Raw genomic sequence first — 21,691 nt, forward strand, 5'->3', positions numbered from 1 at the left:
TTAACAAAGTTAGATTTTGCACAAGGTTAAGGTAGTTATTTCTTTAACTATTTAGTTTTCAAAAATTAATAAATACAATCTCTTAGTTGAGGTTAAAATGATAATGAGATATAGAATTGTAGCTATTCTCATACCTAAATCAAATGTAAATGAAGGTATTAAAATTTGGCGGTACATCAGTAGGATCATCTGATAGTATAAAGCAGGTAAAGAGTATTATAGATTCGCAGAGTGAGCAAGTTGTAGTTGTTGTTTCTGCTGTAGGTGGAGTAACAGATGAGTTTATCAATGCTGCCAACTTAGCTAAGATTGGAGACAATTTTTGTTTCGATATTTTAAGTGATGTAAAAGAAAAGCACTATACTATTATTAGTGATTTATTTACACTTGAAATTGCTCAGGGAATTAAATATAAGGTGGATCAATTATTTGATGAGGTAAGCACTATTATTAAAGGTGTTTACATGTTAAAGGAGATCACACGTAAAAGTGAAGCTATAATTACTAGTTTTGGCGAGCGCTTATCATCATTTATTGTTGCTGAGTATATTTCTGGAGCTACTTTATTTGAGTCGCAAAAATATATTATAACAAACGAAGTGTATGGTAAAGATTCTGTAGACTATGATTTAACAGCAGAAAATTTGAATACCATTAAAGATAAATTAGGAGATGTATCTGTATTCCCTGGTTTTGTGGCAACAAATAAAAATAAAGAATTAACAACTCTAGGTAGAGGAGGTTCAGATTATACAGCCTCTATTTTAGCTGCAACATACGATGCTTCAGTACTTGAGATTTGGACTGATGTGAACGGTTTTATGACGGCTGATCCTCGTATTATCAGTAGAGCTTACTGTATTGATCAGTTAAGTTATTCTGAAGCTATGGAGTTATCGCATTTTGGAGCTAAAGTCATTTACCCTCCAACAATATTACCCGTATTTAAAAAGAAAATTCCAATTCGTATTAAAAATACCTTTAACCCTGAGGCTGTTGGTACTTTAATTAACGATGAAAAGGAAATTATAAAAGATAAAAAGATTAAAGGTATCTCATCTATCAGCGATGTGTCGTTATTAACGGTACAAGGTATTGGTATGATTGGTGTTACTGGTATTTCAATGCGTTTGTTTAAATCCTTAGCTAAGGATGATATCAACGTTATATTAATTTCTCAGGCTTCTTCAGAGAATTCTATTAGCGTGGTAATTGAATCAAGCATTGCCAATAGAGCAGTTGAGTTATTACAAGAAGAGTTTGCAGCAGAAGTTGCCTTAAATCAAATTAACAACATCTCTGTAGAAAAGGATATGTCTGTTATCGCTATTGTGGGCGAAAACATGAAACATACCACTGGTATCTCAGCTAAACTATTTAATAGCATGGGACGCAATGGTATTAATATCTTCGCTATTGCACAGGGAGCATCAGAATTAAATATTTCTTTTGTTGTTAAAGAGAAGGATCTTAAAAAAGGATTAAATGTAGCACATGAGGCTTTCTTCTTATCGCACTATACTGTATTAAATCTGTTTTTAGTAGGTACAGGAACTGTAGGTAATATGTTGATTGAGAAGTTAAAAAATCAATCAGAAACATTACTAAAAGAAAACAAGCTTAAAATACGAATTGCCGGTATAACCAATAGTAGAAAAATGCTTTTTGATAAACAGGGTATTGATGCAAAATCAATTACTTCGGAATTAATGGAGCGTGGAGAAGAGGCTAATTTAGATGTATTTAAGCAACGAGTGATAGAATATAACTTGGCCAATAGTGTGATGGTTGATTGTACAGCCAATCAAATTATTTCTGAGTTGTATTATGATGTGTTAAATGCCAACGTATCAGTTGTAACGGCTAATAAGATTGCTAGCTCTTCAGAATATTCATTATACCAAAAACTAAAAGCAACTGCTTTAAGCAAAGGTGTTAAATTCTTGTTTGAGACAAATGTGGGGGCTGGTTTGCCAATTATTGCACCATTACGTGATTTAGTAATGAGTGGAGATAAAATATTAAAACTAGAGGCTGTATTATCGGGTACCTTAAACTATATCGTAAATACATTAAGCGAGGATAAACCATTATCTGCTGTTATTCAAGAGGCTAAAGATAAGGGGTTTAGTGAGCCTGATCCACGTATTGATTTAAGTGGAACTGATGTGGTTCGTAAGATACTAATCTTAGCGCGTGAAGCAGGTTATGCAATGGAGCAGAGTGATATTAAAGTGACTCCTTTTGTACCTCAAGAGTATATGGATGCACCATCATTAGATGTGTTTATGAAAGAGGTTGTGAAACTAAACGACAGTTTTGAAGAACAACGTAAGCGTTTAGTTAGCGAAGGAAAAAGACTTCGTTACGGAGCTAAGTTAGAAGATGGTAAAGCTGAAGTTGGTTTCATTGAAGTTGACCAAGCGCATCCATTCTACGATTTAGAGGGAAGTAACAACATTATCCTAATTAACTCGGAGCACTATAAAGAGCATCCAATGCAAATTAAGGGTTATGGTGCTGGTGCAGATGTAACTGCAGCAGGTGTTTTTGCCGATATCATTAAAGTGGCTAATAAATAATTATTAGTTTTTAACAATTCCTGATAGAACCAAGTGTTTAAATCGTGGTTTCTTAGCAATAGAATATGACTAATGTCAGGAATTACTTAAACAGAGATTTATGAAATATCTAGTAATATTATCAGATGGGGCTTCAGATGAGCCTTTGGAAGAGTTAGGAGGTAAAACTCCGTTAATGGCAGCTAAGACTCCATATATTGATCAATTAGCAAAAAGTGCTGTATCGGGTTTACTAGATACAGTGCCAGCAAGCTTACATCCAGGAAGTGAAGTTGCTAATATGATGGTAATGGGTTACGATGCTGAAAAATACTATCGAGGTAGAGGAGTGCTTGAGGCGGCTTCAATGGGAGTGAAGACTTCATTAACAGATTTAGTATTTCGTTGTAACTTGATTTCTATTGAGGATGAAAAAGTACTGAACCACTCAGCAGGACATATTTCAACGGAAGAGGCCAAAGAGATTATGGAGTTTCTTCATGAGAAATTGGGTGATGAGAAAAACCGTTTTTACGCAGGGGTTAGTTATCGTCACTTAATGGTAATTGATGGCGGTAGTGATCAAATTAACTGTGTTCCTCCTCACGATGTTCCTGGAACTCCATTTAAGGATGTGTTGCCAAGTGCTAAAAATGAGGCGGCGCAATCTACAGTGGATATCGTAATCGATTTAATGCTTAAATCCAAGGAATTACTAAAAGATCATCCAGTTAATGTAAAAAGAAGAGCAGCAGGGAAACCCGCAGCAGATATGATATGGCCTTGGTCGGCAGGAAATACGCCAGATATGCCAACGCTTAAGGAGCTTTATGGTGTTGAGTCGGGTGTGGTAATTTCAGCAGTAGACTTAATTTATGGTTTAGGTGCTTATGCCGGATTAGAAGGCGTGCATGTTCCAGGTTCAACAGGATTGTACGATACAAACTACGAAGGAAAAGCAGAGGCTGCAATAAAAGCTTTAAAAGAGAATCAATATGTATTTTTACACATTGAGGCTAGTGATGAAGCAGGTCATGAAGGAGATTGGAAATTAAAGACACAAACTATTGAGTCTTTAGATCAGCGTGTAGTAAAATATGTGCTCGAAGAAGTGCAGAAAATGGGCGAGGATGTAACGATTGCTTTATTACCCGATCATCCAACACCTTGTGCTTTAAGAACGCATACGCGTGATGCAGTTCCGTTTCTAATTTCAAAGCCGGGTCAAAAGCCCGATGATGTAAATGAGTACAACGAGGATGCCGCTAAAAAAGGAGCTTTTGGTACTTTATACGGACCCGAATTTATGCAATTGCTTTTGAGCGATGCGTAATATAAATTATAACAGACAAAATTTATAGTGCTAAAGTAGTCTCTTAAAATTGACTATTTTAGCACAACTCAAATAACAACAAGATGAAATTCTATAGTACAAATTCGCCATCGGTAAAAGTATCCTTAAAGGAAGCTGTATTAAAAGGTTTAGCTGCCGATAATGGTTTATATATGCCAGAGTATATTCCTGTAATTGATCCTGAAACAATGGACAATATTGAGAATATGACCTTAAGCGAAATTGGCTTTATGGCTCTTAAACCATTCTTTTGTCCTGATATTCCAGAGGATGATTTTAAGGCTTTGGTTGAAGATGCTTTAAGTTTTGAAATGCCTACGGTTAAAGTTTGTGGCGACATCTATTCTTTAGAGTTATGGCATGGACCCACTTTAGCATTTAAGGATGTAGGTGGTCGTTTTATGGCTCGTATTCTTTCTCATTTTGTTAAGGGGCAAGATAAAGAGATTAATATTCTTGTTGCAACATCAGGTGATACAGGAAGTGCTGTAGCAAATGGTTTTTACAAAGTTCCGGGCATCAAGGTATTTGTATTGTATCCTAAAGGCTTGGTGAGTGAGGTGCAAGAAAAGCAGTTTACAACTTTAGGAGAAAATATTACTTCTATTGAAGTAGAAGGTACTTTTGATGATTGCCAGCGCATGGTTAAACAGGCTTTCTTAGATAAAGAACTAAACGAAGCTTTAACGCTAACTTCTGCTAATTCAATTAATTTAGCACGTTTGTTGCCCCAATCTATTTATTACCATCATGCTTATGCACAAATGAAAAAGGCAGGAAATACTAAAGACCTTGTTTTTTGTGTGCCAAGCGGAAACTTTGGAAATATAACTGCCGGATTAGTAGCGCAAACCATGGGCTTGCCTGTAAAACGCTTTATTGCAGCCACTAATATTAACGATATAGTTCCTCAATATTTAGAGTCTGGAGAGTATAAACCGGCTCCGTCGAAAGCAACTATTGCTAATGCAATGGATGTTGGAGACCCAAGTAACTTTGTTCGTATAATGGATTTATACGATAGCGAGCATAAAAAGGTAACAGCTAACTTAACGGGTTATTCTTTTACTGATGAAGAAATTAGAGAAACGGTTAAGCGCGTAGATGTTGATAACAAATATATTCTTGATCCGCACGGAGCTACAGGTTTTAAAGCTTTAGAAAATGATCTTGAGGAGACTGAGGTAGGTGTATTTTTAGAAACAGCGCACCCCGCTAAGTTCCCTGAAGTTGTTGAGCCAGTTATTGGTCGTAAAGTTGAAGTGCCAGCTCGTTTACAAGCTTTCATGAATGGTGAAGCAAAAAACATTAGCATGAAAGCAGATATGCAAGAATTGAAAAAGTACTTAATGAATAAATAGTATCTAGCAATAGTTACTTGTGTTTTGCCTAGTATAGAAATAAAGGCAAATACTAATAATATATGAAGCAGGAAATCCTATTAAAGGGTTTCCTGCTTTTTTTGTTTTCGCCTCTCTTAAGAACGATTTTAGGTTCTGTATTTATTTTTGTAGTTACAGTATAATCAATTGTTAGTTAGAACTAACAGTAGTGTGGTACTCTAAAGTGAATATATCTTCACGGGATATGAACAATAATTCACTCAAAAACAGAACCTAGCGTTTCTTTATTCGTTGAACAAGCTGAATTCTAAAATGAATAAAGAATGATTAAAAGCTTAAAAAGATTCATAAGCAAAACACTTATGATGCGTTATTTATCTCTCATTGTTGTTTCATCTGTAATGTTAACATCAAAAGCGGAGGGATATCAAGTAAATTTACAAGGACAAAAGAATACGGCGATGGGCCACACCGGAACAGGTTTGGTTAACGGGGCTAGTGCCATACATTTCAATCCGGGTGCTTTAAGCATGATGGAGAATAGTTACGACTTTTCAGCAGGAGCTAGTTTTGTAATGTCAACCGTTAATTTTAATAAAGCCGGAAGCAATTATAGTGCTCAAACCAATAGTCCGGTAGGAACACCCTTGTATTTTTATGGAGCAGCTAAATTAAACGAAAGTTGGGCTGTTGGTCTTAGCGTAACAACACCTTATGGTAATGGGTTGTCATGGGAGAAAGATTGGGATGGACGTTATTTAATTCAAGACATTACTTTGCGCAGCTTTTTTATTCAACCAACGGTATCTTATCAAATAAACGAAAAATTGGGTATTGGTGCAGGTGCAATGATTGTTGCAGGTAGTGTTGATTTAAATAAAGCATTACCAATTACTGGTGCAAACGGAGAGGCAAGTACCAACTTAAATGGTACAGCTACTGCCTTTGGGTATAACTTAGGTATATTTTATCAGGCCAGTGAAAAATTTTCGCTAGGTCTAAACTATCGTTCTGAAGTTACTATGACAATGGAGAGTGGAGATGCTACTTTCTCTAATATTCCTAATTCTTTGATGGGACAATTTGCGAATACTACTTTCGATTCAGAGTTGCCATTACCGGCTAATTTAACATTGGGCTTAGGCTATCAGCTTGGTGATAAACTAACGTTGGCAGCTGATTTTCAATATGTATTTTGGTCTACTTATGAAGAGTTGGTATTTGAATTTGCCTCAGAAACGATTCCAACATCAATAAACCCGCGTGAGTATAAAAATACGATGATATACCGTGTGGGAGCTGAATATGCTTTATCAGATAAGTTTGATATTATGGCAGGAGCCTACTACGATCAAACCCCAATCGAAGATCATTTATTGAATCCTGAAACTCCGGGGGCAAACAAAATTGGTTTATCCTGTGGTTTTACCTTTAGAGCTAATGAGAAGCTATCAATAGATGCTTCAATGTTATACATTAAAGGTTTAGAACGCGAGGGCGGATACGAGCCAGCTAATTTTTACGGTACCTATAATTCACAGGCTTTCATCCCTGGTATAGGTGTTAACTATGCTTTTTAGTATCGGTGGTTTGATAAGTAATTTATAGAAAAGAAATATATGAAGAATATAATATATACAGGTTTACTTGCTTTAGGTTTATTTAGTTGTGAGTTAGCCGATAAAGAATTTAATGCTTCCACTGGAAGTGCAGATTTTACAAAAACCGTTGTTGTTGGTGATTCGTATTTAGCGGGTTATATGGATAATGCGCTATATGCCGAAGGGCAAGAAAATGGCATTGGAGCTATATTGAGTAATCAATTATCCGCCGTAGGAAATACCTTAAACAAACTACCATTAATTGAAGCAGGTAAGTCCATTGGTTCAATGCAAAATGGAAAGTATGTACTTCAGATTGTTGATGGTGCATTGTCTCCAGTTCCGACTGAAGGTGATGTAAGCTTATTAAGTGACCCTAGTAAATGGATTAATGCGGATGCTCCTTTTGCAAATGTATCTGTGCCTGGTGCTAAAGCCATTCATTTAGTATCGCCATTATTGGGAGATTATACTTTAGGCGAAGGCAACTTTAATCCTTTCTACAGTCGTTTTGCTACCATGCCTGGTACATCAACCGTGGTGGGAGATGCTTTAGTTAACGAGCCTAGCTTTTTTGTGTATTGGGCTGGTATTAACGATGTGCTTGATTATGCAATCAATGGTGGAGTTGGAAGTGAGTCAGGACTAATGCCTGGCGATATCACTTCAACAGATGCTTTTGGGCAGTCGGTGAATGGGGCCATTGCCATGTTATCGGCCAATAATACGATGGGAGTAGTAGCAAACATTCCTGATATCAGTAAAATGCCATTTTTTACCACAGTGCCTCATATGGCATTGGTTTTAACGGCGGAACAAGCGCAAGGTTTAAACTTATATTTTACTGATTATAATGCGGCTGCAACAGCAAATGGTTTACCAACCATGGATTTTGTTGAGGGTCCTAATGCCTTTGTTATTGAGGATGCTACTTATCCATTACAGATTCGCCAAATGAAAGCTACAGAAAAAGTGTTATTATCGGCTCAAAGCGAAATAGCCTCTTGGCCAGCTGGACAAGTACTTCCTTTAACTGATGGGGTAGTGTTAACCGATGCTGAACTAAAAAGTATTGCCGATGCTACAACAGCATTTAATGCAATTATTAAGACTGCCGCTAGCAATTTGGCTTTAGCTGATATGAATACATGGTTCAATAGCCTTGCTGAAACCGGTTTGTTGGTTGATGGTAATTTATATACAACTACTTTTGTAAGCGGTAACGTATTTTCTCTTGATGGATTACATCCCTCAATGAAAGGGGCTGCCTTATTTGCCAACGAATTTATTAAAGCCATAAACACAAAATACAATGCCAATATTCCTAGTGCCGATGTAAACAATCAGCCAGGTATCGTATTTCCATAATACAAACCATTTTTTTTGGATCATTTTGAACTTAAGAGCCCTCTAGATTTTCATGTCTAGAGGGTTTTTTTATACCCGTTAAATTTTTCTCGTATTAGCAATAAACTGCCTAAAAGTACTTTTGAGAATGCAGATGCCTAGCTGTTACTTTTAATTAACATTGATTGCAACTCGCTGTTAGTAAATGTGTAGTAAGTGTAATGTGCTTCTGAATTTATTACCGCTAAGAACATACCTTAGGGATTAAGATGAGATATTTACATAAGAATTTTGAAGACTCTTAACAGAGATAAAAAACAATCTACTTATGAAAAACATTGTACTAACACTTTTAATTTTATTAAGCTTTAATACTATTGATGCCAAAAGCGTTAATGATAAGGAATCTGCTTTTTATATCAATAAAATACCCAATAAAGTAATTGTGCTCGATGACCTATCGGGAAATGAGGATGGCGGCGATTCTCAATTATTGAATCAAGCTATTGCTAAACTATCAAAAGCTGGAGGAGGGGTTTTATTAATAAAAAAGCCCAAACAGAGTAAATACATTTACGTGCGAGAGGTAAACCTTCAGAGTAATGTGCACATTAAGGTTGAACCAGATGTAATATTCCGTTTGTGGAATGGTGGCGATAAGGTTCCTCGAAATAAGATTATGTTTTCCTTGGGTGGCAAAAAGAATATCAGCAATGTAGCCATCACTAACCTTGAGGAAGATAGTAATGATTCGGAAACTTTTTTTAAAGTTGAATTAACTGGAGGGAAAAGTAATAGAGTTAAGTTTATTGATATCGTATCGGCATACAACTTTAAAGTATCGGGCATGGAGTTTTTCGATTCCAACACGGTATACTCAAATGTTGAGTGTAATTTACGCAGGGATCAAAGCCTTAAGGAAGGCGATTTACCAACTCAAGGTATCATCAAAAATATATTATCGCACAACAACCATGTGGGATATGGTATTGTACAAATCAGAGCAGGCAAGCGTATCTTATTTAAGAACCTAGATGGCGAGGGTGGTATTACCTTGCGCATGGAATCGGGCTTTGCACGGAAGGTATTGAGTGCAGATGCTAGTATTGATGCATGCGTGGGGCGAAATATAACTATCCGTAATGGTAAATCAGCCTTATCTATGTCGCCGCACCGAATTAAGCAAGGTTGGGTTGATATACGTGGTATTAGTGCTTACAACTCAATGGCAGCTGTTGAAATAGGCAATGGCTTTTACGATAATAAAGGCGGGGTTGACAACCTTGGGACCTTTAGTAGCGATTCGTATGTGGGCGATTTTAAAAAGGTAGTAGGCGGCAAGACTGCACAGGTTAAGAGTAAGTACTTCTCTCAGTTTGAATGTGAGCAGCAAACAGAATTAAAGGACAATTTTCCCACAGCTCCTGACGGAGAAAGTTCTTATGCCACATCGTTGGCAGTGGTAGAATATTCATCGCACCCCAATTACGGTTGTTCTTCTGAAGGTAAAAGACCAATGGGCTGTTATACCATTCAATTAGATTTACCCAAAGATGAAGTAATCAGTGGTACTTTCTTACACAGTGATCCGATTAGCTATAGTAATGTACAAAAGTATACTTGCGAAACTTCAGCCGCAGATAAGGCAAAAAAAGAAAAGCAGCCCAAGGTTATTGTAAATGATGAAGAAAATATGCTGAAAATAAAATTGAACGGCTTAAAGAATGTGGAGATACTCAGAATTTATTCCCTAAGCGGAAGCTTTGAAACAAAACATAAACTAAAAGCTAATGAGCAAGAGGTCCGCATTAGCACTGAAAGTTGGGAGAAAGGAAATTATATAATCGCTTTTACCAAGGAAAAGAAAATGAAGTTTAGTCTTAAGTAATCGTTAATGATTTTCCAAGGTACCAAAACGCTATTGCGTCATCGCGAGGCACGCGGCGATCTCAAGGTGGTTAAGAGAAGTATCAAGACGCAAGTATCAAGAGATTTACGGCTTGCCTTGAGATTGCTTCCTTCGTCGCAATGACGAGGCGCTTATTAATTATTAGTTGCGAATGATTTTGCAAGGTGCTTATACGATATTGCTCATCGCGAGGCTCTCTTCGATATTAAGGTAAAAAGTAAATAAATCTTGTGTCTGGATACTTGAATCTAGATACTAATTCAAAAAATATGAAACAGATCTATAAAACAATCACCATAAGCCTAGTGCTTATAATTAGCGGAATATTAGGAGCCTATGCTCAACGCCTTAGCGATAATGAGGCAGATTACTATGTGAATAAAATACCTAATAACACACAGGTCATCGATAATTTGTCGGGCTTAGATGATGGTAATGATTCCGAATTAATTAGTGCTGCTATCCGCAATTTATCAGAACAGGGCGGTGGTTACCTGCAAATTAATAAGCCACAAAATGCATCTTACATTTATGTTAGAGGAGTGCAGGTATTGAGTAATGTACATATTAAAGTGAATTCAGAGGTTACTTTCCGACCTTGGTATGGGGGTAATGCACCCCGCAACATTATAATGTTTCAGTTTGGTGGAAACTCTAATGTGGAGAATGTGGCTTTTACAAATATGGATGAGGACAATACAGATTCACAAAGTTTCTTTAAAGTGGAATTTACTGGTGATAAAGATTCTCGTGTAAAATTTATGGATGTTCTCTCTGCCTATAATTTTAAGGTATCGGGTATTGCGTTTTCTGATTGCTACTCAGTATACTCTAACATTGAGTGTAATCTGCGTAAAGATCAAAGTAGAGTAGAAGGCGATATACCTGCTCAAGGCCTCATTAAAGATGTGGTGTCGTATAAAAATCATGTGGGATATGGTGTAGTTCAAATTAGAGCCGGTAAGCGCATCCTGTTCAAAAATTTAGATGGTGAGGGCGGTATTACTTTGCGTATCGAATCGGGTTTTACCCGTGCGCTAGTGAGTAAAGAGGCTACAATTGATCAGGTTGTTGGTCGTAATATTGTGGTGCGCAAGGGAGATGCTGCTTTGTGTCTTTCGCCACATAGGGCAGAGCAGGGCGTAATTGATGTAAGTGGCATTAAAGCCATCCACTCAACAAATGCAGTGCAAGTAGCTGCAGGGTTTTACGATAAAAAAGGTGGGGTAGATAACTTGGGTACTTTTAGTAGTAACTCCATTGTAGATGCCATTACTGAGGTGAGTGGAGGAAAAGGAGCCCAGGTTAAAACAAAGGATTTTACTTTGTATAGCTGCGATTTACAAAATGAGCTTTATGCAAACAAATACGATAACCTAGATGGCGAGAGTACCAATGGTTATTCACTTGCAGTTGTGCGAAATAATGCCGATGCCAATAATGGTTGTGATGGCAGCAAGCAAGGATGTTATACAATTCAACTTGAATTACCTGATGCTGCTGATATCAGTGGTACGCATTTGGGCTCTAAAATGATAGTGTATCCTGATGTGGATGGTATTAAATGCAACACTTCTTCAGCAAAGCAGATAAAGAAAGCCAAGGGACCTAGTGTATATCCGAACCCAAATAAAGGGGTATTGAATGTGAAATTTAATGGACTAACTGGCGTGAATATGTTAAAAGTTTATGCCGTGGATGGAAGTCTGCAAACTAAGGTTAAGGTAAAACCCAATCAGCAACAGCTAAAAATAAGTACCCAAGGTTGGAAAAAAGGGAACTACATTTTAGCCTTTGATAATAAGAAAAAGCTTAAAGTAAGTGTTAAATAGAGAGGGATAGTATCAAGTATCAAGACATAAGTATCAAGAGTTTTACGGCTTGTATTTATGTAGTTTTAACACAGAGACGCAAAGTACACTGAGGTTTTTCTAAGCGTTCTTTGTGTCTTTGTGGTTTGCCAACGCGTTATTGCGTCATCGCGAGGCACGCGGCGATCTCAAGGAGGTTATGAGAGGTATCAAGTATCAAGGCACATGTATCAAGAGTTTAATAGCTTGCCTTGAGATTGCTTCCTTCGTCGCAATGACGAGGCGTTATTTAATTGATAGTTGTTAATGATTTTTCAAGTTGCCAACGCGTTATTGCGTCATCGCGAGGCACGCGGCGATCTCAAGGTGATTATGGTTTGTAGCAAGGATTAAGGCACATGTATCAAGAGATTTACGGCTTGCCTTGAGATTGCTTCCTTCGTACCAATGACGAGGAGCTTCTTTAAGTATAAATGATTAGTGTTAAGTTATAAGCGAGAAGCAAAGCGTTTATCATTTATAACTTAACCCTTAACCCTTATCCCTGATTTAAACTAAACCGAAAACTGCAACTCGCTTAATTTACGGTAGGTGCCATTGGGGTTTTTCATCAACTCATCGTGTGTTCCTCTTTCGGTAATTTCGCCATGCTCAAGCACCACAATGGTATCGGCTTTGCGGATGGTAGAAAGGCGGTGGGCAATAATGAGCGAAGTTCGTCCTTTCATCAGTGTATCTAGGGCTTCTTGCACCAGTTTTTCAGAAGCAGAATCAAGTGATGAAGTCGCTTCATCGAGGATGAGTATCTTCGGGTCTTTTAAAATGGCTCGGGCAATGGCAATACGCTGCCTTTGTCCACCCGATAGCTGAGTGCCACGCTCACCCACAAGTGTTTCAAATCCTTCTTCAAAGCGCTCAATAAACTCTAATGCATTGGCGTTTTTGGCGGCAGCTAGTATATCTGCATCACTGGCATTGGGGCGTCCGTAGGCAATGTTTTCGCGTATGGTGCCGCCAAATAAAAATACATCTTGGGGCACCAAGGCAATTTGCTTACGCAGGGCCGAAACATTAAACTCGTTATTGGGTCTTTGGTCAAATAAAATGGCGCCCTCATTAGTTTCGTGCATTTGTAATAATAACGCGGCAAGGGTTGATTTTCCGGCACCGCTGCCACCCACAATAGCTATGGTCTGGTTTTTATTTATGGTAAGGTTGATGTTCTTCAATACCTTTGTTTCGGGACGTGAAGGGTAGGCAAACGAAAGGTTTACCAACTCAAGTTGTCCTTGAATCTGATTTTCTTCTGAAATTTCATTCAGGGTAATAATTTCTTCTTCATCCTCTTCGTGCAGTTCGAAAAGCGTTTCGGTGGCACCAATAAATTTTTGAATATTAGCAAAAACAGCGGCAAGTCCACCAATGGTTCCACCCACATATACCGAGTAGATTACAAAGGAAAAAAGTTGTCCCGAATTAATGCCTCCCGTTGATAGCATCAAAGATCCACGCCATATAACGGCAACAATAGCTCCAAACATTCCGAAGATGATGAACGACGAAAACATAGCGCGGTATTTTCCGCTTTTCATCCCCAACAGCTTAATATCTTCGGTACGCGAAAAATATCTATCTATTTCGTAAGCCTCGTTGGTAAACGATTTCACGCTCTGTATGCCTTGTAGGGTTTCTTCGACTATAGTGTTAGAATCGGCTACGTTTTTTTGCACATCCTTAGAGAATTTACGAATAAACTTGCCAAAGAAACGGGCTACAATCATAGTCGGTGGCAAAATAATTAGCATAAAAAGGGTGAGCTTTACCGAGGTAAAAGCAAGTAAGGTAACGCCTCCGATAATAATGATTAATTGGCGAATAAGCTCAGCTAATGTAGTGGTTAAGGTTTCTTGTAATAATGAAATATCGGCCGATATTCTGCTGTTTAATTCACCCACACGGTGTTTCTCAAAAAAGGTGATGGGTAGTTTTATAAGGTGGTTAAAGGTATCGCGCCTTAGCAGGGCTAAACTTTTCTCGGTTACATTGTTGAATAAAATAATTCTGAAATAGGAGAAGGTGGCCTGCACCAACAATACAATACCCAATACCAAAGCAATTTGATTTAGGTTGGCCCACGAGTCCTCGCCTGATCCGGCGTTTACCAAATCGCCCAATAGTTTAGGAAAGGTAAGGTTGGCTAGGCTAGATACCAAAAGGAAGAATAAGCCTAAGAAATATTCGCGGCGATACGGACTAATGTATTTATATAGTTTAAAGACTTTTGATAAGCCCGATTTGGTGATTTTATTTTTCTTTTCGTCTTGCATATGCTTTTATCTTACTGCTTCAATAACAACAAAATTAAAAGCATTTGGTTAAGGCGCTTAATAATTATTAATAGTAATTACAGCTTGCCCACGCTATTGCGTCATCGCGAGGCACGCGGCGATCTCAAGGTGGTTATGAGAAGTATCAAGTATCAAGTATCAAGTATCAAGTATCAAGTATCAAGTATCAAGACACAAGTATCAAGAGCTTTACGGCTTGCCTTGAGATTGCTTCCTTCGTCGCAATGACGAGGCGCTTATTAATGACTTTGCAAGTTGTATACACGTTATTGCATTATCGTTTGGCACGTGGCGATCTCAGGCGTGTTGAAAATAAAAAAGCCCCAAATCCGAATGAATGGAGATGGGGCTTTGTTATAAGTGCGGTGTTAAAAAATAAGTTATTCTGTTTCTACTATTTCACTTTCTTCAATCATTGATTTAGTGCTTCCATAAATAACATAATCGTTATAAAAAGCTTCGTTTTTGCCTTTCCAAACTAGTTTGCCTACATCGCTAAGCTCACTAATTTGTTTGTATAATTCGTTCGCTAATTTAATGCGTTCCAGGGTCTTTTCTTTACGTTCGGTAATGGCTATTGCCTGTGCATCAATTAGGTCGTCTAACTCTGTTCTGTTTGCCTTAATTTCGTCTATGGTTTCTGCCGTCACCTTGCGTTCAGCCAATTTATCAAGGCGAGGCTCAGCTACTTGGCAAACGTGTAAAGCAATCTGAACCAATTCACTATCTGTACTATCGCCTATTTTGCCAAACTGAAATATACCGTAATCAACAGACTTGATGCCATATACAAATTTAACTCTATTGCGTAAATCAATAATATTAGCTTCTAAAGTAGTTCGGGAATTGTTTTTAGCATCGGTGGCTAGCTTCTGATTTCCTTCGTAATAAGCATCAGAGGGAAATTGTTTAAGTACTTCTGTCCTTGTTTGTAAGGTTTCTATTGTACTAGCATCGTAGCCATAATTTAAAAATTCATTTTGGTCGCGGTTAAAGGATAATGATAATTTATCGCTTCGTTGGCACAGTTCTGCAATTGAAAATTTAAAGATTTTAATGTCATTCATGATTATTTGGTTTTTTTTAATAAAAAACTGCTCTTCTCATTTTTAACAGAGTTTGAGCAGTACTATTTATTGGGCACTTATAACTAATATATTAAATATACTATTATTTAATTAATCTGCAATAAGATAGTATTTGTAATATGCATGTAAACAACATCTTATAATGGCTTAGCCTGGCTTTAATGTACCCGGTAAAAATGAGAAAATGTATACGGAAGAAGAGAAAATATATATTGAACAGGAGAAAATATATACGGAAGACCAGATTATGTATTTTGAGTAAGAGTTTTTGTATGCGGAATAAGAGAAAATGTATACGGAAGACAAGATGATGTATTTTAAGTAGGAGTTTCTGTATGCGGAAGAGGAGGAAGTGTATTTTGAACTTGAGATAATATTTGCGGAGGAGGAGCTAATATATTTTAAGCTTAAGGAAATATATATTAAGAATTAGAAGGTACAGGATTTTGCTTGTGAGGTGAAAAAACAATTCCCGCAGTCAACACTGCGGGAATTGTTATATGTTTTGGTTTGTCACAAGAAGGGATTCTTGCGGCAGCGGTATTCTATTTCCAAATTTTTGTATTTAAGTCTAAATCATTAACCAAACCAGTAAGAAGTTCAAAATAATCAAAATGAGTTTTCATAAACTCTTTACTAGTAATGGGCTTCAGTAAATTTACTTCAAACAAATTAACATTATTAGGTATTGCAACATACAGCCAGTTATCTATTAAAGAAAAGGCAACTTTTTTATTCACCTTCTTTTTGTATTCGAGCATTCTGTGCATTAAACTAGGTGTTAGTTTATATCTCGATTCTACCTGATCTTCACCGACTACGGTAAACTCTTTGCGAAACTCAATATCTTCAAGCTTAATATTCATTTCGTTATGAATGCCAATTTTTACCTTAGTATATAAAGAAACATTAGAACGAGGCATTATAACAGTTTTAGAAGTAAATGTTTTATTGAATCGTACTGCGATAAAAATACCGGTAAAAAAAATATCATATATACCCCATGCTTGAACTTCTGAGAAGTGTATATGTGTATTACCTATTCTGCACTCGGTATAATCATCACCTGTTGTTCTCTTTACTTTCCCTCCTAATAAAAGGCTATTGGTTAAAACAACAGGACTCATCCTTTGGCGAGGTAAGTATCTTACATCTTCATAAAAATATAATAGGAGCTCTGTAATTACTTTATTTTTGAATATTGGTGTTAATTCCTTAAATGCCTTTTGTCTTTTTCCATTAATCAGACCATAAAAAGTTAGTGCAGTTATAATTAGTTGGAGTATAGTAAATTCGATAGGAATTAAAAAATAAAAAATTGGTACAGAAACAAGAAATGCAACAAACCATTTAAAAAGGATCTGCATTTCATTAAGCCATTTTTCACGTACAATTTCAACCTCTTCGAGAACAGGATATATTTTAGCAAAAAAAGTATCGAAATCTTTATTTGAAAATTCCATTATTTAAGCTTTAAATAAATCTGACGCTTTAATATTATCGCGTTCAATTTCCTCGGCCTCAAAAACCTTTTTTTCGTTGAAACCTAGTAAGCCTGCAATAATATTAGAGGGGAACACTTGAATTGCATTATTGTATGATGTTACAGCGGTATTATAATACCTTCGTGCAGCCGAAATTTGTTCTTCTGAGGAAGTCCAATTTGCCTGAAGCGCAAGAAAAGTAGAATCTGCTTTTAATTGAGGATAGTTTTCTACATTCATTAATAATCCATTCATTTTACTTTGAAGATTATTATGGATTGTGACATCTTCAGTTACACTTCCTTCGCTAATAACCTGTGTGCGAAGTCTTGTTATTTCAGCAAAAACACCTTTTTCATGCTTCATATACTCTTTTGTAACTTCTACAAGATTTGGTATTAAGTCGTATCTCTTTTTTAACATTACATCAACTGACCCAAACGCATTGGCTACCTCGTTTTTTCGCCTAATAAGGTTGTTGTAAATTGTAACTAATATGATTAAAATAAAACTTACAATTGCTACTAAAATTATCATCGTTTTAAATATTTATTATTTGTGACTACTTAATTATTACCTATAATCTTTGGCTAGATGAAGCCGATTGATAAATTATTATCCCCTTTTAAAGTAGGAGTGAGCTGAAAAAAGAATTCCCGCAGCCCCATGCAGCGGGAGTTGGTGTTTCTTTTATCAGTGTTTACCACAAGAGAGGACTCTTGCGGCAGCCTTGCATTATACCTCATTCTGTTAGGCATATTTCTTTTACCATTTCAATAGGTACAGATGTTCGTTCAGAGACTTGATTAACGCTCATTCCTTCATGGTAGAAACGTTTTACAAAACACGGAATGGTTTCTCCAATCTCAATCAAATTGTTTTCAGGATCATAAAACCGAATTGTTTTCTGCCCCCACGATTCCTCAATAGTCTCGTGTAAGTATATCAAATCGTGTTTTTTTAATTTGGTAATAACGGCTTCATAATCATCCGTATCAAAACATATTTCCAGATTTTTATTTCCCGATGGATGGTAAGTTTTACCAAGCTTTTTGGCAATTGTATAATCCTCTGAAAGTTTCCATAAAGAGATACCATTCTTAAATCCGATGCAGTTTCCAAAATCAACATCAATTTCTTGTTGTAATATTTCCTGATAAAATGCTTTCATCTTATCGAAATTATGGGTCATTATTACAGTTGAATGAAATTTTATATCCATTTTTTAAAAATTAGGTTCGTTCGTTTATGCTATAAATTTTGCTCCTGCAATTCCAATTCCTGCTCCTAGTATTACCGAAAATACAAACATCGGAATTATGGCTTTTTTATCCCTTGGGAATATAATTACCATAATTAGTTGCACTAATTAATAAAGATTTAGAAAAGTGCACGCTGGGAACTACTTAGCGAATCAATTTCTCGAATTTTAATGTCTTTAAAAAATATCTCTGCAGCTTCACTTTGTAACTGAATTTTACCCCTTGTTAAGGGCTTTATGTTGGCCTGCTCATCAGTATATCTTGAGTTTTTTAAAATCATAACAACATTTCCATTCACAACATGTAAACTCTTATCTTCAAAACAATATAAATCCAGCGTATTCCATTCATCGTGTTCTTTTTCATAATTTCCACTTCGTAAACAGTAGTTTTTATAAGGACTTTGAAAACCTATTGGTAGGAAGTCTTGAGAAGAGTGAGCCATAGGGTTTATATTTCCTTCTGGTTTATATGCCCTAATATCAATTGCTGATGTTATCTGGCTCCAAAAGTCTCCAGTATGTCCTTCCATAATCTGAAATTCTTGTGACAGCATCCATGATCTCCAATAATCAACACCAATTGGTCCTATTGAATGGTATAGAATACCAGAGTCTTTTAATAAATTCTCCCTGTAAGCCCATTTTTTATTTCCCCATTTATATTTTAGTTGGAAGTGGTAATTTTCATACTCTTGTTTTGTTACCAAACATCCATAATACTCACCCGAATTTTTTACTATTAAGTTATCACCTTCCTGAATAGTAGAAAATACATTATAAGAAGAATTGTTTAATCCAATGGGCTCAATAAGGTTTCCTTGCTCATCTTTAGGCTGTGCTCCATTGTAACCAGGTTGAATTTTATAACTTAAATAAACATCCCATTCCGTAAGGTTTTGGTCAACTAAGTTTTTCCATTCGTACTTGCTGCTCCTATTAGAATGCTGATTCTCTGCAACATTATTACATGATGTTAATATTAGCGTTATGATAATTGAAAAATAGATAAACTTCATTTGAATATAATTAAACTTGATCCAAGTTGTGTTTTTACTGTAAAACATTCCGAATTGATTGAGATAGAAATCCATCGAAAATACAATCTATTTTTCATATATTTTATATAATCCGGAATATTATTATAAGTTTATGTAAATTACAATTTCTATTAAATAACAACCATTTATCGCTAATTATGAAAAGCAAAATTGAAACAAAAAGAAAAGGGAATACTTGTAAATTTAATTTTTCATATAGGTTTTTATGCCTTTTAGTTTTTGTAGTAGTAAGTACCGTTTTTATTTCAGCACAAAATTCAGAGCAAGCTGTTGCAAACGATACTAGTAAAGAACAAGCACGGGTTATTGGATTAAAGAATATTTGTGTACATGTATTAGAACTTGAAAAAACCTTAAAACTTTATCGTGAGATTTTAGGTTTTAAATTAGACGATGCTGATGTATTTAAAGGCAAAGGAATTGAGGGGATGTTGGCAATGAAGCTAAAGGCAAATGACCTTACAATAACATTATCACTTACAGCTCCAGAATATTTACATACCATTGGCCCTGTTGGAAATACCAACCATAACCACTTTATGCTTCAGGTGAATGATATTGGACCAATAGGAGATAAGCTGAAAGAAGAAGGTTACACGTTGGAAAACGAAAATTATGTTCGCGATAAGTATACCTTTTTTGTAGGTCCTAATGGTGAAATTATTGGACTATCAGCTTGGTAAATAAGAGATAGCGAAACGCTATGCTGAATCTATATATTGTTACTTTGGCGCTATAACGAGTGGGGGATGGCGCTATTAAATATATACATTGTTGTGGTGTAGTGCTTTATATTACTATCGTCCAGTTTTTCCATGAATCTGTTTTAATATATAATCACACTCTGCGTCTTCGTGTCTCTGTGTTTTACTTATTTCATCCCTTGATTTGAATTAGTAGAAAATGAACACAAAGACACTGAGGCACAGAGTTATTAATTTAATTTGCTGATTACATGATTCAAATCTAAGCTAACTGTTTGAATATATATAATCACACTCTGCGTCTTCGTGTCTCTGTGTTTTTACTTATTTTATCCCTTGATTTGAATTAGTAATAGAAGTTGTTTATGACTTCAAACCAACGAACTAACACTTCACTAAAAAGCGCTGCTATTGCGCTAAACTATGGCCTTTTAAATTTCAAGTCTCTTTCAATGGCTTCAATCATTTTTCCTGCAATATCTTTGTTCGATGCTCCTTCAATGCCTTCGAGACCGGGTGATGAGTTTACCTCAAGCAATAGCGGACTATTCTGACCCCGAATAATATCAACACCCGCAACTTTTAGTCCCATGGTTTTGGTAGCTAAAATAGCAATGCGTCGTTCTTCAGGGGTAATTTTAGTTATGGCAGCCGAGCCACCCATATGTATATTAGCTCTAAACTCACCAGGAGCTGCGGTGCGCATAATGCTTTCAACTACTTTTCCGTTCACCACAAAGCATCTAATGTCTTTACCATTGGCTTCTTTAATGAATTCTTGCACCAATATGTTTGCTCTCAGGCTTTTGAAAGCATTAATTAAGCTTTCTGCAGCTTTTTTGGTTTCGGCCAAAACCACGCCTTTACCTTGTGTACCCTCCAATAGTTTTACAATTAAAGGGGCACCACCCACCATTTTAATCAACTCATCGGTATCAAGTGGTGAGTTGGCAAAGCCTGTAGTGGGAATTGGTAAGCCGCTGTTAATAAGTAGCTGTAAAGAGTACAGCTTGTCTCTTGACTGCGTAATTGCCGATGCAGAGTTAAGCGTGTAAACCCCCATTGCTTCAAAATGACGCGTAAGTGCTGTTCCGTAAAAAGTGGCACTGGGGCGTATGCGAGGTATAATGGCATCAAAACCCGATAAAATACGACCACCACGGTAGTGCATCTCTGGGTTTTTACCATCAAGCTTAATATAACAGTCTTTAATGCTCAAAAACTCCACGTCGTGACCGCGCTCTTGGCCTGCCTCAATAATACGCCGATTACTATATAAATCAGGATTAGAGGCCAATAAACCAATTTTTAAACCCGTAGGCTTAATAATATTGGTGCTGTAGTAGGTTTCAAGTACATCAGGTGTTAAGTCGCCCAATAATAACGATGATTCTGGGTCAACCAACATTTTGCCACTCATGGCTTGTCTGCCCAAAAGCATGCGATAGCCCATAGAGTCCCGATTGGTTAAAGTAACCTCAACCTCCCAAGTATCCTCAGCTATTGAAATAGACGTTTTAATTACAAAACGCCTTTCGCTTTGTCCGCTCGAACTTTTAACTCTGCGTTTATCGTAAACAGGCGCTTCGCAATGTATAGTGGTTTTACCATCGTTTTGCAAAGGGTGCACTTCAAAACTCACCCAAGGGTTACCATTTTTCTTAAATGGGGTAATGTTTACGGCATGTAGCGCCGAGGTTTTTGCACCCGAATCTACACGCGCTTTAATAGCCGGAATATTAATTTGGGGTAAACCGCACCACTCTTCACTACCTACTACTATTTTGTTTTCAGTCATTTCTTTAGCATTTATGGATGA

General features: G+C 36.6%; 15 protein-coding genes. 8 read left to right on the forward strand and 7 right to left on the reverse strand.

What is annotated here, in order from left to right; translation table 11 throughout:
* The first annotated feature begins 149 nt into the window (after nucleotides 1-149).
* The 7 genes from thrA to QMO11_RS05215 all read left to right on the forward strand — a co-directional run bounded on the left by thrA (nucleotide 150) and on the right by QMO11_RS05215 (nucleotide 11,947).
* The gene (gene thrA / locus QMO11_RS05185) at nucleotides 150-2,582 is read left to right on the forward strand and encodes a bifunctional aspartate kinase/homoserine dehydrogenase I (RefSeq protein WP_282036335.1); all 2,433 of its coding nucleotides are present in this window, start codon (nucleotides 150-152) and stop codon (nucleotides 2,580-2,582) included.
* A gap of 100 nt (nucleotides 2,583-2,682) precedes the next feature.
* A complete protein-coding gene (locus tag QMO11_RS05190) occupies nucleotides 2,683-3,894 on the forward strand; it encodes a cofactor-independent phosphoglycerate mutase (protein ID WP_282036336.1) in 1,212 nt (403 codons plus the stop codon).
* Nucleotides 3,895-3,977: 83 nt separating this feature from the next.
* Entirely contained in the window at nucleotides 3,978-5,276 is a 1,299-nt protein-coding gene (gene thrC, locus QMO11_RS05195; RefSeq protein ID WP_282036337.1) for a threonine synthase, read from the forward strand.
* A 305-nt stretch (nucleotides 5,277-5,581) separates the two neighbouring features.
* On the forward strand, nucleotides 5,582-6,838 hold the full coding sequence (locus tag QMO11_RS05200) for an OmpP1/FadL family transporter (protein WP_282036338.1): 1,257 nt from the start codon (nucleotides 5,582-5,584) through the stop codon (nucleotides 6,836-6,838).
* 39 nt (nucleotides 6,839-6,877) lie between these two features.
* Nucleotides 6,878-8,227 (forward strand): SGNH/GDSL hydrolase family protein, encoded by a 1,350-nt coding sequence (locus QMO11_RS05205; protein ID WP_282036339.1) that lies wholly within the window; start codon nucleotides 6,878-6,880, stop codon nucleotides 8,225-8,227.
* 307 nt (nucleotides 8,228-8,534) lie between these two features.
* A complete protein-coding gene (locus QMO11_RS05210) occupies nucleotides 8,535-10,094 on the forward strand; it encodes a hypothetical protein (protein WP_282036340.1) in 1,560 nt (519 codons plus the stop codon).
* A gap of 290 nt (nucleotides 10,095-10,384) precedes the next feature.
* A complete protein-coding gene (locus QMO11_RS05215) occupies nucleotides 10,385-11,947 on the forward strand; it encodes a T9SS type A sorting domain-containing protein (RefSeq protein ID WP_282036341.1) in 1,563 nt (520 codons plus the stop codon).
* Between the two features lie 533 nt (nucleotides 11,948-12,480).
* Here the strand turns inward: QMO11_RS05215 and QMO11_RS05220 are convergent.
* The 6 genes from QMO11_RS05220 to QMO11_RS05245 form a co-directional block, all read right to left on the reverse strand.
* Nucleotides 12,481-14,253, reverse strand: a complete 1,773-nt coding sequence (locus QMO11_RS05220) for an ABC transporter ATP-binding protein (RefSeq protein ID WP_282036342.1) — start codon at nucleotides 14,251-14,253, stop codon at nucleotides 12,481-12,483.
* Between the two features lie 401 nt (nucleotides 14,254-14,654).
* Nucleotides 14,655-15,341 carry a gluzincin family metallopeptidase gene (locus QMO11_RS05225; protein ID WP_282036343.1) on the reverse strand — a complete coding sequence of 229 codons (687 nt, stop codon included), beginning with the start codon at nucleotides 15,339-15,341 and terminating at the stop codon, nucleotides 14,655-14,657.
* A gap of 566 nt (nucleotides 15,342-15,907) precedes the next feature.
* A complete protein-coding gene (locus tag QMO11_RS05230) occupies nucleotides 15,908-16,825 on the reverse strand; it encodes a DUF3137 domain-containing protein (protein WP_282036344.1) in 918 nt (305 codons plus the stop codon).
* A gap of 3 nt (nucleotides 16,826-16,828) precedes the next feature.
* Nucleotides 16,829-17,383 carry a LemA family protein gene (locus QMO11_RS05235; protein ID WP_282036345.1) on the reverse strand — a complete coding sequence of 185 codons (555 nt, stop codon included), beginning with the start codon at nucleotides 17,381-17,383 and terminating at the stop codon, nucleotides 16,829-16,831.
* A 205-nt stretch (nucleotides 17,384-17,588) separates the two neighbouring features.
* Nucleotides 17,589-18,068, reverse strand: coding sequence for a VOC family protein (locus QMO11_RS05240; RefSeq protein WP_282036346.1), 480 nt, complete (start codon nucleotides 18,066-18,068; stop codon nucleotides 17,589-17,591).
* A 158-nt stretch (nucleotides 18,069-18,226) separates the two neighbouring features.
* Entirely contained in the window at nucleotides 18,227-19,126 is a 900-nt protein-coding gene (locus QMO11_RS05245) for a 3-keto-disaccharide hydrolase (RefSeq protein WP_282036347.1), read from the reverse strand.
* A gap of 179 nt (nucleotides 19,127-19,305) precedes the next feature.
* On the opposite strand from QMO11_RS05245, the gene QMO11_RS05250 reads away from it, so the two are divergent.
* Complete coding sequence (locus QMO11_RS05250; protein WP_282036348.1) at nucleotides 19,306-19,851, forward strand: VOC family protein; 546 nt, start codon at nucleotides 19,306-19,308, stop codon at nucleotides 19,849-19,851.
* Between the two features lie 442 nt (nucleotides 19,852-20,293).
* On the opposite strand, the gene rimK is transcribed toward QMO11_RS05250, so the two are convergent.
* Nucleotides 20,294-21,670: a 30S ribosomal protein S6--L-glutamate ligase gene (gene rimK / locus QMO11_RS05255; RefSeq protein WP_075602571.1), complete on the reverse strand. Its 1,377-nt coding sequence runs from the start codon at nucleotides 21,668-21,670 to the stop codon at nucleotides 20,294-20,296.
* Nucleotides 21,671-21,691 lie beyond the last annotated feature (21 nt).

The organism is Saccharicrinis aurantiacus (genome assembly GCF_947489045.1).
GTDB lineage: Bacteria > Bacteroidota > Bacteroidia > Bacteroidales > Marinilabiliaceae > Saccharicrinis > Saccharicrinis aurantiacus.

Bases quoted from the DNA above. Each gene is read 5' to 3' on its own strand.
- QMO11_RS05200 (WP_282036338.1), top strand. From the start codon at position 5,582: ATGATTAAAAGCTTAAAAAGATTCATAAGCAAAACACTTATGATGCGT.
- QMO11_RS05210 (WP_282036340.1), top strand. From the start codon at position 8,535: ATGAAAAACATTGTACTAACACTTTTAATTTTATTAAGCTTTAATACT.
- thrA (WP_282036335.1), top strand. From the start codon at position 150: ATGAAGGTATTAAAATTTGGCGGTACATCAGTAGGATCATCTGATAGT.
- thrC (WP_282036337.1), top strand. From the start codon at position 3,978: ATGAAATTCTATAGTACAAATTCGCCATCGGTAAAAGTATCCTTAAAG.
- QMO11_RS05245 (WP_282036347.1), bottom strand. From the start codon at position 19,126: ATGAAGTTTATCTATTTTTCAATTATCATAACGCTAATATTAACATCA.
- QMO11_RS05240 (WP_282036346.1), bottom strand. From the start codon at position 18,068: ATGGATATAAAATTTCATTCAACTGTAATAATGACCCATAATTTCGAT.
- QMO11_RS05250 (WP_282036348.1), top strand. From the start codon at position 19,306: ATGAAAAGCAAAATTGAAACAAAAAGAAAAGGGAATACTTGTAAATTT.
- QMO11_RS05230 (WP_282036344.1), bottom strand. From the start codon at position 16,825: ATGGAATTTTCAAATAAAGATTTCGATACTTTTTTTGCTAAAATATAT.
- QMO11_RS05220 (WP_282036342.1), bottom strand. From the start codon at position 14,253: ATGCAAGACGAAAAGAAAAATAAAATCACCAAATCGGGCTTATCAAAA.
- rimK (WP_075602571.1), bottom strand. From the start codon at position 21,670: ATGACTGAAAACAAAATAGTAGTAGGTAGTGAAGAGTGGTGCGGTTTA.
- QMO11_RS05235 (WP_282036345.1), bottom strand. From the start codon at position 17,383: ATGATAATTTTAGTAGCAATTGTAAGTTTTATTTTAATCATATTAGTT.
- QMO11_RS05190 (WP_282036336.1), top strand. From the start codon at position 2,683: ATGAAATATCTAGTAATATTATCAGATGGGGCTTCAGATGAGCCTTTG.
- QMO11_RS05205 (WP_282036339.1), top strand. From the start codon at position 6,878: ATGAAGAATATAATATATACAGGTTTACTTGCTTTAGGTTTATTTAGT.
- QMO11_RS05215 (WP_282036341.1), top strand. From the start codon at position 10,385: ATGAAACAGATCTATAAAACAATCACCATAAGCCTAGTGCTTATAATT.
- QMO11_RS05225 (WP_282036343.1), bottom strand. From the start codon at position 15,341: ATGAATGACATTAAAATCTTTAAATTTTCAATTGCAGAACTGTGCCAA.